Source organism: Enteractinococcus helveticum, from assembly GCF_020742345.1.
In the GTDB taxonomy this organism is placed as follows: domain Bacteria; phylum Actinomycetota; class Actinomycetes; order Actinomycetales; family Micrococcaceae; genus Yaniella; species Yaniella helvetica_A.
In genome coordinates this window covers 60,795-73,638 of sequence record NZ_DYXC01000029.1, presented here as the reverse complement: position 1 = coordinate 73,638, position 12,844 = coordinate 60,795, and the positions used below count along the sequence as shown (strand labels likewise).

The window sequence follows — 12,844 nt, the reverse complement described above, 5'->3', positions numbered from 1 at the left end:
GCCTGGGATACCAGAACAATCAACACCACGAGGATCAGTGGCCATTTCAAAATATTCCAAGCGGCAACACTTTCTTGGGTTAACCCCAAAAGTTCACCAAGACGACGGGACAGATCACCCCCGAGAATGATGAGCACCAAGAGCGCCAGCGATGCGACGATCAACACCACGGTTTCAAGAAACACGATGAAGCGGAAGTAGATAAAGGGTCGACCTTCGCGGGTGTCGTAAATGCGGTTCATTGCCCGATGAAATGCGGCGACCACGTTGGAGGCCGAATATAACGACCCGATCAGCCCAAGTGTCAGGGCTGTGACCCCTCCCGGCGTGTTGATGAGCGTCAAGAGCGTGTCGGCTACGATGGCGGCATCCATCGCAGGGAAGAGGTCATTGACCAGACCAGCCACCGTCCAGATGGTTTCTTCAGTAAAGTTGACCACCGAGACGATCGATGCAATCGCGATGAGACCCGGCAATATCGATAAGAACAGGTAAAAGGTCATGGTCGCTGCGACGTCCCATACCTGCATTGAGATTGCCCTTGCCCAGGTGCGTCGCACGACAAACCACAAGGTGGGTCGGGGTTTGTGATAGGTCCGCAGCGGGCGGGTGGGTGTTAGACGCGTCAGGGCGGTCGAAACGATGCGCTCAGCTGCCTTGGGACTCGACGCTGCCGAGGCCTGATCATGCGGGCGCTGTGCGGCATCCTGCGTCGTGGGAATAGCCGGCGTGGGTTGTGAATCGTCAGAGTCGGCCGCGGGGTGAGACATACCCTCGAGCTTAGCGCGAGAGCTGCTGGCCTGTCGGTAGTAGACGCGCCGCCGGGTGCGTGTGGGTTGCAGCCGACACTGGTCAAGCCTGTATCGTAGAGGGCGTGATGTTTGTGAAACGCAGGGTTCTTCGGTTAGCGGCACTGGCTGCTGTGGGTGGCCTCGGGCTGGCTGGATGTGCCTCCGACGACGGCGAGCAGCCCGACGCTGCGCCAACCGATGATAACGCCACGGCAACGTCACCTCCGGCTACCGAAGTCGACCTCGAACAATTTGCCGCCGCTCTGGTGACTGACACCCAACTGGTGGGGGTCTCCGAAGATCCACCGATCGAAGGGTTCGTTGACGATCCTGTCACGATGTATCTGACGTTGAGTGAATTTGAACCGACCGGCCGCTGTGCGAGCCTGCTGGAAGAGCTCAATTCGTTTTCCGCTCCAGCAGTTGGCGGTATCTCGGCGAAATTTATCCGTGAAGTACCTGATCGCTCCGAAGGGGCAGCCGCTGACACCACGCGAGGTGCAGCAGTAGAAACCATGATCTTTGAAACCACCGAGCTGACCGAGCCGATGGCGATTTACCGTGAGATCCCGAATGCCTGCGAGACGCTGACCTCATCGGAAGTCGAAGGCGCCGAAGCCACCTTCACAAAAATCCCGGGTCTGGATGCCTTGCACTTGGAGATTTCCGACGGTCAAGATGTTGAATCCTTGGCAGTGGGTGGCTCTTCGGTCAATGGTCGATTCCACATGTACATGACCGCTGAGCAGGTCACGCTAGAGCAGGCCCAAGACATGTTCGGCGCTCAGGCGGAGAAACTCCAAGAAACCTTCCGCGACCGGGTCGACAGTGCAGCAACGCCGTCGGCAACTGCCGAAACAACTGCAGAGTAAAACCTTCGACCTTTGAGTGCACCCGTGTGCTAGTCGGGCCATGTTGGTGAGCTGGGGCACAGCATCTCGAAGAAACTCAAGCCATTAGACTGCAGCACTGCTTGAGCACTGATTGAACACTGATTAAGTTCTTCGCTAGTGGTGAAATCTTTCTCAGATCTTCCGGAATATTGTGCGCCCAATTAAGGTTGAGTTAAGTAGACTCAAGTTTAGATTTTAGTCCCGGTCATGTGCCGGGGGCAAGGAGTTTGCATGAATACTCAATTCACCACGAAATCCCAGGAGGCGCTTTCGGCTGCGGCTATGAACGCCTCAACGGCAAGTAATCCGCAGATCGAACCTGCTCATATCCTCAAGGCCCTGATGGACCAGCGCGGATCGGTTGCGGTCGCGGTACTCAAAGCCGCTGATGTTGACCCGGACGTCGTCTCCACGAGCGCGTCGAGTCAGATTGCAGCACTGCCGAAAGTGGCCGGGTCCACGGTTGCAGAAGCCCAGTTGTCGCGTGCGGGACTCAGCGTCATTTCGGCCGCCCAAACACAGGCCAAACAGAATCAAGACCAATATGTTTCAACTGAGCACCTGTTATTAGGTCTTGCTGCAGATGCCGGCGACACAGGTTCGGCCCTGCGGGATGCTGGCGCCAGCGTAGAAGCGCTCAAATCGGCCATGCAGACCATTCGGGGTGATGCAAAAGTCACTTCCCAGGATCCGGAAGGCACCTTCCAAGCTCTGGAGCAGTACGGTACGGATCTGACCGAGATTGCCGCATCGGGCAAGCTTGACCCGGTGATTGGCCGCGACGCCGAAATTCGGCGCGTCATCCAAGTGCTTTCTCGTCGTACCAAAAATAATCCGGTGCTTATCGGTGAACCTGGCGTGGGTAAGACCGCCGTCGCTGAAGGACTGGCCCAGCGTATTGTTGCCGGAGACGTGCCAGAATCGTTGCGGGGCAAACGCCTGATCTCGCTGGATCTGGGTGCCATGGTCGCCGGCGCGAAATACCGTGGCGAATTCGAGGAACGACTCAAAGCTGTCCTGGAGGAAATTGCCGCAGCCGGCGGAGAAGTCGTGACCTTTATTGACGAGCTGCACACCGTGGTGGGCGCCGGAGCCTCTGAGGGGGCCATGGACGCAGGGAATATGCTCAAGCCAATGTTGGCACGCGGTCAGCTGCGGATGATTGGTGCCACTACCCTGGACGAATATCGGGAAAACATTGAAAAGGATCCCGCGTTGGAGCGTCGGTTCCAACAGGTCTTTGTTGGTGAGCCCTCGGTTGACGACACCATTGCGATTCTGCGCGGCCTCAAGGAGCGTTACGAGGCCCATCACAAGGTGGCAATTGCCGACGCCGCGCTGGTGGCTGCGGCCAACCTATCAAATCGGTATATTTCCGGACGCCAGCTCCCAGATAAGGCCATAGACCTCATGGATGAGGCAGCCTCGCGGTTGCGCATGGAAATCGACTCTGCGCCGGAAGCCATTGATCAGTTGCGCCGCGCTGCAGACCGGTTGACCATGGAAGAACTCGCGCTAGAGGGTGAAACCGATCCGGCATCTGTAGAGCGTTTGGCTGCCTTACGCGCAGAACTTGCCGACACCAAAGAGGAACTGGCCGGACTGACTGCCCAATGGGAATCCGAAAAAGCCTCACTGAACAGGGCCGGTGACCTGCGCGTCCAGCTGGATGAGCTGCGCTCGACAGCCGAAAAAGCACAGCGCGAGGGTGACCTAGCGGAAGCATCACGGATCCTGTACGGGGAGATACCTCAAGTCGAAAAGGATCTCGTCGCCGCGGAAGCTGAGGATTCCACTGTCACCAGTGAGAGCCCGATGGTCTCAGAACAAGTCACCGCGCACGACATCGCTGAAGTTATCGAAGCCTGGACCGGTATTCCTGCCGGCCGCATGTTGTCCAGCGAGCAGGAAAAACTGCTCAACATGGAAACCGAGATTGGTAGACGCCTGATCGGTCAACAGGCAGCCGTAGCATCAGTGGCTGACGCGGTCCGTCGATCGCGAGCCGGGATTTCGGATCCAAATCGGCCCATCGGTTCCTTCCTATTCTTGGGTCCTACGGGCGTGGGTAAAACCGAGCTGGCCAAGTCCTTGGCAGAATTTCTGTTCGACGACGACCGGGCTATGGTTCGCATTGATATGTCGGAGTACTCCGAGAAACATGCAGTGTCGCGACTCGTGGGTGCGCCTCCAGGATACGTCGGCTATGACGAAGGTGGCCAGCTGACTGAAGCTGTACGCCGTCGTCCATATTCAGTCATCTTGTTGGATGAAGTCGAAAAGGCACATCCCGAAGTCTTTGACATCCTCCTGCAGGTTCTCGACGACGGTAGGTTGACCGACGGTCAGGGTCGGACGGTGGACTTCCGCAACACCATCTTGATTCTGACCTCTAACCTGGGATCAGAATTCCTGGTGGACGCCGGACTTGAACCAGCCGAGAAACATGCCCGGGTTGATGCAGCCGTTCGCGCAGCATTCAAACCCGAGTTCCTGAACCGGCTTGACGACATGATCCACTTCGATCCGTTGACCATCAGTGATCTGGTGAAGATTGTCGACCTGCAGATTGCGCAGCTGGCTGATCGACTGGCCGAGCGTCGTATCAGTCTTGAGGTCACGCCAGCAGCCGCCGAGTGGCTGGCGCGAGTCGGACACGATCCGGCCTACGGCGCACGTCCATTGCGTCGGTTGATTCAGCGAGAAATCGGCGACAACCTCGCTCGAGAGATCTTAGCTGGCAAGGTTAATGACGGCGACACAGTGACGGTTGATGCCGATGGTGAAGGCGTCGTATTGACAACAGAACCGGTCGCGGCCGCCACCAGCCAAGGATCGCTCGGCTAGGCGAGACCCCTGGAATCTGACGGTCTACATAAACAGGCCGGTTGTCCAACTCCACGGTTGAACAACCGGCCTGTTCGCATGCTTGAACCAGGGCTGATCAGCGCAGCCGGAGCCTAAGAATCTTCAGCATCAGCTGTAGCTGTCGGGGAACCCTCTGCTTCGGGATTGTCCGCAGCGTCCTCTGCGGTCTGTATAGGATTCTCAGCCTGCTCTTCCTCGGAACGCTGATCATCAACGACAGCTTCTTCTACCAGCGACTCAGAAAAAGTGCTCTCGTCACTGGTAGAGACGATGCAGTCGACACGACGGTCGGCTTCGGTTTCCCAGGTGTAGTCCGATGGGCGAGAGGTATTAATCGAATAGGTCGCCTGAGTGTTTTCTAATAGCGGGATGTCCGCACAGAAGGCCTCTGAAGACTCTCGTAGTTCGTCTTCGCCTGGGTAGGTCATATCGCTTGAGTACAGACGCCGTCCAATGAGTTGTGCATTGTGTGGAGTTGAACACTCCACGATATCAGCCGGGTGGCTGGCGTCCGTGTAATTGGCCAGGCAATCGCCGGGTAAGAAATTTTCGGGAGCAACGTTTGCGGCAATGATGCCATCAATACCAGGCGACGGATTTCGTGTGGTCGTTTCAGTGGGAGCTTCGGCTCCATTGTCGTTATCTGAGGAACTAAAACTATAAACAAAGAACGTGACGATCCCCAGGACTACGATCAACACGGTGAAAAAGATTATCCATGAGTTGCGTCGTGAACGTCGTTCACGACGTCGACGAATCTCACGCCGCGATGGCATAGATGGGTCTTCAGCTGACAGCGGAGACTCGGGATCCGAGTTTTGCTGGTAGTCGGCTGGGGTCATGCCGTTCCATCATCCTTTCTGACAGCAGTGTTCTGTATCCTCAGGGCCGCTTCGCCATGGGCGAGTGTGGGGAGAAACTGCTGGTTATAAGCTGATCTTAGAGCGAAAGCCCCGGTTATACCAGACATATTTTAGCGCCAGAGGGGCGAACTCTACTCAAACATGTTAACCTGGTAAGCACGAACCATTACGAAAAAGAGACCTCAGCGACAACATGAGCCTTATGTTGTCGCTTTTGAGGACAGAGACCGCGAAGGGGGTCACGCTCATGGGGCGCGGCCGTCAAAAGGCAAAGGCTACCCGGCAGGCACGGGACATGAAGTACTTCTCGCCAGCTACCGACCTGGCAGCACTCGAGCGAGAGCTATCCGGCAAGAAACCCGATAGGGAAGAGAACAACGAGTACGCCGAATACGCGGAAAAATATAACGCCTACGACGACGAATACGACGAAGATTCACCGTATTAGTAGGATCTTTTCTCTTAGGTGTTTTCTTGACTCTTGAAAGATCGGCCCGGTGAGATGACAGGTTCATCTGACCGGCCGATCTATTCTGCTGCCTCAACGTTGCCTGAAGATCATCCGGCTTACGCCACCCATCAGGCTGCGATACGGTCGGTTCGGCGTGTTATCGAAAACACAGCGCCCTACCAGAACGTACAGGTCGCATCTACTGGAATCAGTCAGCTACTGGGACTGAAACCTTTGATACTTACCGGGGCCGGTATGTCTACAGACTCTGGGATTCCGGATTATCGAGGGCCGGAAGGCTCACTGCGTCATTCTCGTCCCATGACTTATCAGGAGTTCCTCCACGACGAAGCGGCACGTCATCGCTACTGGGCAAGGTCTTTTGTGGGGTGGCAACATATGAATGCTGCTAGCCCACATACCGGGCATAGCATCATCGCCAGGTGGAATACCAGGGGGCAAATCGCCGGAATCGTCACGCAAAACGTTGATGGACTCCATCAACAGAGTCAACGCGTTGCAGATCAACAGGCCACACGCGGCAGTGAATCCGGCCCTATCATCGCACTCCATGGTTCGATGAACGAGATTGAATGTCTCGTTTGCGGAAGCAAAGAAAATCGCGAAGATTTCGGCGTCCGTCTACGCAATGCTAATGCCGGAGTTGCCGATCAGTGGAAACTAACTGAAGAATTGGTCAACCCCGACGGTGACGCACGCATACCGCAGGAGTGGGTAGAACGATTTCAGATGGTCCAGTGTCTGAATTGTGGATCGAATAAACTCAAGCCCACCGTGGTGTACTTCGGAGAGATTGTACCTAAGCAACGAAAAGAGGCCATTCAGGCTCTGTTGGACCGTTCCGGTGCCCTGATCGTCATTGGTTCCTCGCTAGCGGTCATGAGTGGATATCGAATCCTGCTGGAAGCTGATCGTGCGCGCAAGCCGATTGGTATTATCAATCTTGGCCCTACCCGCGGGGAAGAGTATGCGACTTTCCGGTGGAGAAGTGGCGTAAAGCAAGCCTTAGAGTGGTTGGACCACGAAATTTCCGTATAGTCAGTGCGCATGAGTCGCGTCTTCGTTACAACGTACCCGTTCTAACATCGCCAGTAGAAATTGCGATAGCGTCGCTGCGTGGGGTCCAAGTTTTTGGGCAAACTACAAGATGGCAGTCCATCGTCTTCCATATGGATGATCAAAAGTTGCTTATGCACCGCGGCATGGTGATGTCGGCACAATAGCGCACCATTAGCGACCGCAGTTGGTCCGCCTTTGGCCCATTCTTCTATATGGTGTGGATGACACCATTCTGCAGGTCTTCGACATCCGGGAACGACGCAGCCACGGTCTCGAACATGAAGTGCCCTACGCATGCCTGTTGAGAAGCTACGTTGTGCGTGTCCGACATCAAGGGGTTGTGACGCTGTGCCAAGGACCATGGGAATGATCCGTTGAGAACAGGCCTGTTGCCGTGCCAGCCCGATATCAATCTTGACGTTTCCAGGCGATCCCACTGGTGAGCCGATTCCTCGATCTTGTTGCCTGAAGAGGTCTTTGAGCTTGACGAGTTCTGAATGAGTATTTTCGTCAGCCGCCTCTTCGGACGGTCGCTGTGGTGGTTTTCCGGTGAGATCGCGTAGCGGAATTTCCACGATGAGATCGAGATTTGGACGCAGCAGCTGGTAACCAGGTGGAACCAGCTTTTCAACGGGATCAACCCGGTTCGATGATCTCGCTGGCTCACGAGCCTGTGGTTCATTCTCGTTCTGGTCAAACGCCAGGATCTCAGCGATGACTTCAGAATGTTCCGCAGCTTTATGCAAAGCTTGCTCACGTCGCTGTTGCTCCTCGGGACTGGCGTGTGGATCATAGGTTTTGTGTAAAATTAGCCCAGCTGAAACAAAGTCCATCAAGGTATTGAGCCATCGCTCAGCTCGTGTTTGCCCATCAAAGAGTTTGGCAATTCCCAGATCAATGTCTTCAGCAATAATCCGCGGGTTATTCGGAACATCATCAGCAACATCCTCTGGGGAGGAGGCCATTTCGCTTTGCGGCTGGTCACCCGGAGCTTGAGCTGCTTGGTGCGCTTGAGCTCGCAGAGTTGCTGTGGCTGAGTCCAGCTTTGTGCCAAACTCTCTGATGGCTTTGAAATGCAATAACTCTGCGTCATCGAGGACCACACTGAGCTCATGAAGGCGATCGCCGATGGACTGCTTATAAAAGATGCCCTTTTCGTGTTTGACCTGTTCTTCAGTGAGAGTCTGCCGTGGTCCAATCAGTTCATTGGTTACAGCCTCGCTGTGTTGTTTCGCCAATCGAGCAAAGGTATGAGGGTTGTTTTGATGTGCATGACGAAGAAATTCTTTCTCCTTGTGCCGAACGAGCTCATCGGCAGTCTGTTCGTCCCCACCGGCACGTCGGACAGCTTGACGCATTTCGGACAGTCTCTGGTGCGCTGCCGTTGCTGTAGCAAAGGGTATTTGGCCTCGTTCAAGGTGTGCAGCGAGTCTGGGGGCTTTGAGTTTTGTCCTGCGATAATTCATGTCTGGCCACATTGAGGCCGCGGCAGACACTCGGCGGTCAACCGTAGCCCCGGTGACGCGTAGTGCCGCGGCAGCATATGAAACAGCCGATGCCAGCGGGGTTTTACCTTTACGACTGCCGGGGACTTCAAGCTGACTATCCGAGCGAAGCACTTGAACTAAATCTGCCGTCGTTCTGGTGGAGACGACGTCGTCGAGATTGGTATGTTCCTCACGGATCCGGGCATACTCAAGAATCGTCAACCGATGTTCTGAAATGGAAGCATCGTTAGCTCGGTCTGGTAGCTGGTCAGTTTTTTCAGCACGAAAAGTTTTCGGATCGATCGGGGCAAATAATTCATCGCGGGGTCTTGAGACTAATAGCTGTTTCTCACGTAAGGCGAGCTGAGTTCTCATAGCCTGTAACTTGGCCAGATCGAATGTGGCGACGATTGCGCCTACTTGTTGATCAACTGCCTCATGAGCCGCAATCATAACCGGCGACATACGCTGATGGACAGGCAGTAAATCCGCCACGGCATCATAGTCGTCGTCAGGTGTGACCAGTCCGTCTGGATCGAGGCCGAGACCATTGGCGAAGATCGAGTCGGCTAACAGGTTCAGGCTCGTGGTTGCTTGAGCCGCGTTACCTGGATTTGATTCATCCTGAGTATCGTCCGCAGGAGCGGATGTACCTTCTACCATTGTCTCACCTGCCTTCAACTGGGTAACTCCCACTATGGCTTGTCGTGTCGTTGAAAGGTGGCACGGTGTGCACAATTGTGGATATCTGCGACCTTGAGCAAGATATGTGGATATTGACGCTCGGGCGCAGCTACTCAGGCATAGGTTCACGGAGAAACAAAGACGCCGCACGGAAAAGCTGTGCGGCGTCTAAAGGTGAATGCTATGAAATGTTTAGAGACTATTGGGCGTAGCTACCGTGGAGTAGCACTCCACCGCCGTCGACACCCTTGGCCCCCTGAATGAAGTCATCTCCGGCGGCAGAGGCGTCGTCGGTGAGCTTGTCAACAACGCCCATCTGCCATGAGGTCATACCGTTGTTGTTCAGCCAAGTCAGCGCAGATTCTGCGGATTTTGGTGACACGACCGCGACCATTCCCACGCCAAGGTTGAGTGTGCGCTCGAGGTCAGCCAGTGGCACCTGACCAGCTTGGGCCATCACAGAGAATACCGCAGGCAGTGACCAGGTAGACCGGTCAATCGTAGCCATCGTTCCTTGAGGTAGGACCCGGGCAAGGTTGGCTGCCAGGCCACCGCCGGTGATGTGCGAGAATCCACGGAGTGCGAACTGCCCGTCGGCGTTGAGCTGTTTGATTAGATCGAGGCAGGTTTTTGCGTAAATGCGGGTCGGTTCGAGGAGTTCTTCACCCAGGCTGCGGCCGAATTCGTCAATGTGCTGATCCCAGCTCCAGCCCTTAGCCGCCACAATTGAGCGCAATAGTGAATACCCGTTCGAGTGCACACCGGAAGAAGCCATGGCAATGACGACGTCGCCTTCGCGCACGCGCTCTGGCCCCAGTATCTCGCCGCCCTCGACCACACCGGTGACCGCACCTGCCACATCGTATTCATCGGCGGCTAACAGGCCCGGGTGTTCTGCGGTTTCGCCACCGATCAGTGCAGTATCAGCGAGCTTACAGCCGTGGGCGATACCACGCACAATGTTGGCGATGCGCTCGGGTACGACCTTGCCGGTAGCGATGTAATCGGTCATAAACAACGGTTTTGCGCCGACGACAACGATATCGTCGACCACCATGCCCACCAGGTCTTGACCGATGGTGTCATGAATGTCCATGGCCTGGGCGATCGCAACTTTGGTGCCAACACCGTCAGTTGAGGTGGTCAACACTGGCTGGCGGTAACTGGTCAACGCGGTGGCATCCCACATGCCGGCAAAACCACCAAATCCGCCCAGTACACGCGAGGAGTGGGTAGCGGTGACCGCTGATTTCATCAGCTCAACGGCGTCGTCACCGGCTGCAACATCGACCCCGGCGGTCGCATAGGTGATCGGCTCGGGGGTGTTCTGTTCAGTCACATTATTTCCTGTCTGTGGTCAGCGTGGGGACTTCGGTGGGGTAGTTACCCGAGAAACAGGCGGTACACAAGGTGTCTTCGTCCTGTTGGGTGGCAGCAATGGTGCCCTCGAGTGAAATATAAGCCAGCGAATCGGCTGCGATGTGCGCACGGATTTCCTCAATCCCGGCACCCGTGGCAATTAATTCGGCGCGCGTGGCGAAGTCAATGCCATAGAAACACGGCCATTTCACCGGTGGCGACGAAATTTTCACGTGCACTTCGCGGGCTCCGGCCGAGCGCAACATTGCGACCACTTGGCGCTGCGTGTTGCCGCGCACAATGGAGTCATCGACGACGATCACCGATTTGCCGGCAACCACGGACGGTTGCACATTGAGTTTCAACCGGATGCCCAATTGGCGCAGTGTCTGAGACGGTTTAATAAATGTCCGACCCACATAGGAGTTCTTGACGAACCCGTGGCCCAGCGGAATGCCGGATTCTTCAGCGTAGCCAATTGCTGCGGGTGTTCCAGAGTCGGGGACGGGAATGACGACGTCGGCTTCCGCTGTGTTTTCGCGGGCCAGCTGGCGGCCCATTTCTAACCGGGATTCGTACACGCTGCGACCATTGATAGCCGCATCTGGACGGGCAATATACACGTATTCAAAAATGCAGCGGGCCAATTCCGAGGCCGCAAATCGGGTTGAGCGGACCCCATCGGCGTCAATGGCCAAGATCTCGCCGGGGGCTACCTCACGAATGAAGGTCGCGCCGGTGGTAGCAAGTGCAGACTGTTCCGAGGCGATCACCCAACCACTGGTGAGTCGACCCAGAACCAGTGGACGGAATCCATGACGGTCGCGCACCGCATACAGGGTGTTTTCTGACATCATGACGACGGAAAATGCGCCTTGCAGTTTGCTAAAGACTTCGGCGGCAGTGTCTTCCAGTGAGTCACCATTCTGTCCGCGCAATAACGTGGTGATCAGCGCGGTGTCTGAAGTGTTTCCCTGGGCGAGTTCACCCGAGTCCACCTCGCCGTAACGCTCAGTGATCAGGGCCTTGACCTCTTCGCGGTTGGTCAGCGCGCCATTGAAGCCCAGTGCTACCGTTCCGTCATCGGAGGTGGCCCCAAGAGTTGGTTGGGCAAATAGCCAGTCGTCGGCGGCATGGGATCCGTAGCGGCAGTGCCCAATAGCGATATGACCGGTCAGTGACGACAAGGTTGCTTCGTCAAAGACCTGTGAGACCAGGCCGACGTCTTTATAGACGGCGATGCGCTCACCGGTGGAGGTTGCGATACCTGCCGATTCCTGACCGCGATGCTGTAGTGAGAACAATCCGTAATAGGCAAGTTTGGAGACTTCTTCACCCGGGGCCCAGACGCCGAATACGCCGCAAGCATCTTTGGGTGAATCGTCGGTGAGGTTTTCAACCATGAACTATTTCCGTTTATTTCGTTTGTGGGCTTTTGCTGCGGCTTTTGCTTCGAGCTGCTGGGCTCGACGTTCTTCATTCACACGTTGACGTCGTTGTAACTGTGACCATTCACGATAGTCAACTTTAGTGAGGGCAACGTCAGCGGCCTGGGGGTCTGTGGTGAGTCGAGCGTAGACGGTTTCCATGTGGCGTTTGGATCGGCGATCCAACATGAGCCACACGAGTGCGCCAACAGTTACCCCGACAACACCCAATAGCGCAGCCAAAAAACCCAGGGTCTGGGACTGTGTATACCCCTCGGACGTGCCTTGAATTGCAACCCAGAAGAAGGCAATAACCACCCCGAAAAATCCGCCGGTTACCAAAAATGGGGTGATTTTCGGGGCACGACGGTACACCATTTGTTCGGGTGTATCGGTAGTGGAGTCCTCACCTGCGGCACCGGCCGTTTCAGGTTGATCATGAAGTCTGCTGTCAGCCATAGTGCTTTTAGTCTAGCGGGTTCGAAGCCTCGTCGTCATACGTGTCCACAGGGTGTGAACGCTACAGAAATCGTGACCGGCAGCCTAGATTTTGACCAGCGGTAAGAGCGCAGTCAAATCCGTGCGCTGCCCCGAGGCGACGACGTCGCCGGCGGCCACCGCATCCGCCCAAGCCAACTGCCCGGTGACCAACGCCAACCAGGTATCAGCAGAAGTTTCCACAACCGCCGGTGGAGTGCCACGCGTGTGCACAGTGCCCTTGAGAATCTGGGTGACCCCAAAGGGTGGTACCCGCACCTCAACCGACCGGCCCGGGGCCAAATCGGCCAGCGCTTCCAAGGAATACCGCACCGCCAGGGCACGAATCGATCGTGGTGCAGCGGCCGGATCCGCAGCCCAGGTGCGCACCGCGGCAACGCCGTCAGCCACATCAATTTTCCGCCGCGCCATCATCACGTCGTCCTTTCAAAATTACTCACGCC

The 12,844-nt window shown here is 56.0% G+C and carries 11 protein-coding genes; 4 read left to right on the top strand and 7 right to left on the bottom strand.

The window, feature by feature from the left end:
- Nucleotides 1-770: YihY/virulence factor BrkB family protein (locus tag K8V32_RS02365; protein ID WP_303902284.1), on the bottom strand; the 770-nt coding region annotated here is incomplete at its 3' end.
- Nucleotides 771-874: 104 nt separating this feature from the next.
- Between K8V32_RS02365 and K8V32_RS02360 the strand changes: the two genes are divergently transcribed.
- Both K8V32_RS02360 and clpB read left to right on the top strand, forming a co-directional pair.
- Nucleotides 875-1,663: a hypothetical protein gene (locus K8V32_RS02360; RefSeq protein WP_303902281.1), complete on the top strand. Its 789-nt coding sequence runs from the start codon at nt 875-877 to the stop codon at nt 1,661-1,663.
- A gap of 252 nt (nt 1,664-1,915) precedes the next feature.
- A complete protein-coding gene (gene clpB, locus K8V32_RS02355; protein ID WP_303902278.1) occupies nt 1,916-4,531 on the top strand; it encodes an ATP-dependent chaperone ClpB in 2,616 nt (871 codons plus the stop codon).
- 113 nt (nt 4,532-4,644) lie between these two features.
- Here the strand turns inward: clpB and K8V32_RS02350 are convergent, their stop codons facing one another.
- Nucleotides 4,645-5,394, bottom strand: a complete 750-nt coding sequence (locus K8V32_RS02350; RefSeq protein ID WP_303902275.1) for a hypothetical protein — start codon at nt 5,392-5,394, stop codon at nt 4,645-4,647.
- A gap of 268 nt (nt 5,395-5,662) precedes the next feature.
- On the opposite strand from K8V32_RS02350, the gene K8V32_RS02345 reads away from it, so the two are divergent.
- Nucleotides 5,663-5,863: a DUF3073 domain-containing protein gene (locus K8V32_RS02345; protein WP_303902273.1), complete on the top strand. Its 201-nt coding sequence runs from the start codon at nt 5,663-5,665 to the stop codon at nt 5,861-5,863.
- A 54-nt stretch (nt 5,864-5,917) separates the two neighbouring features.
- Complete coding sequence (locus K8V32_RS02340) at nt 5,918-6,925, top strand: Sir2 family NAD-dependent protein deacetylase (RefSeq protein WP_303902269.1); 1,008 nt, start codon at nt 5,918-5,920, stop codon at nt 6,923-6,925.
- Nucleotides 6,926-6,966: 41 nt separating this feature from the next.
- On the opposite strand, the gene K8V32_RS02335 is transcribed toward K8V32_RS02340, so the two are convergent.
- From K8V32_RS02335 to K8V32_RS02315, 5 genes are all read right to left on the bottom strand, one after another.
- On the bottom strand, nt 6,967-9,096 hold the full coding sequence (locus K8V32_RS02335; RefSeq protein ID WP_303902266.1) for an HNH endonuclease signature motif containing protein: 2,130 nt from the start codon (nt 9,094-9,096) through the stop codon (nt 6,967-6,969).
- Between the two features lie 220 nt (nt 9,097-9,316).
- Complete coding sequence (purM, locus tag K8V32_RS02330; RefSeq protein WP_303902263.1) at nt 9,317-10,456, bottom strand: phosphoribosylformylglycinamidine cyclo-ligase; 1,140 nt, start codon at nt 10,454-10,456, stop codon at nt 9,317-9,319.
- Nucleotide 10,457: 1 nt separating this feature from the next.
- A complete protein-coding gene (gene purF / locus K8V32_RS02325) occupies nt 10,458-11,879 on the bottom strand; it encodes an amidophosphoribosyltransferase (protein ID WP_303902261.1) in 1,422 nt (473 codons plus the stop codon).
- A 3-nt stretch (nt 11,880-11,882) separates the two neighbouring features.
- Nucleotides 11,883-12,362, bottom strand: a complete 480-nt coding sequence (locus tag K8V32_RS02320) for a hypothetical protein (protein WP_303902258.1) — start codon at nt 12,360-12,362, stop codon at nt 11,883-11,885.
- Nucleotides 12,363-12,446: 84 nt separating this feature from the next.
- Complete coding sequence (locus K8V32_RS02315) at nt 12,447-12,815, bottom strand: sterol carrier family protein (RefSeq protein WP_524536673.1); 369 nt, start codon at nt 12,813-12,815, stop codon at nt 12,447-12,449.
- Nucleotides 12,816-12,844 lie beyond the last annotated feature (29 nt).

Excerpts from the sequence above, each read along its gene's own strand:
- K8V32_RS02340 (WP_303902269.1), top strand. The coding sequence starts at position 5,918 with ATGACAGGTTCATCTGACCGGCCGATCTATTCTGCTGCCTCAACGTTG.
- K8V32_RS02320 (WP_303902258.1), bottom strand. The coding sequence starts at position 12,362 with ATGGCTGACAGCAGACTTCATGATCAACCTGAAACGGCCGGTGCCGCA.
- K8V32_RS02350 (WP_303902275.1), bottom strand. The coding sequence starts at position 5,394 with ATGACCCCAGCCGACTACCAGCAAAACTCGGATCCCGAGTCTCCGCTG.
- purF (WP_303902261.1), bottom strand. The coding sequence starts at position 11,879 with ATGGTTGAAAACCTCACCGACGATTCACCCAAAGATGCTTGCGGCGTA.
- clpB (WP_303902278.1), top strand. The coding sequence starts at position 1,916 with ATGAATACTCAATTCACCACGAAATCCCAGGAGGCGCTTTCGGCTGCG.
- K8V32_RS02315 (WP_524536673.1), bottom strand. The coding sequence starts at position 12,815 with ATGATGGCGCGGCGGAAAATTGATGTGGCTGACGGCGTTGCCGCGGTG.
- K8V32_RS02345 (WP_303902273.1), top strand. The coding sequence starts at position 5,663 with ATGGGGCGCGGCCGTCAAAAGGCAAAGGCTACCCGGCAGGCACGGGAC.
- K8V32_RS02335 (WP_303902266.1), bottom strand. The coding sequence starts at position 9,096 with ATGGTAGAAGGTACATCCGCTCCTGCGGACGATACTCAGGATGAATCA.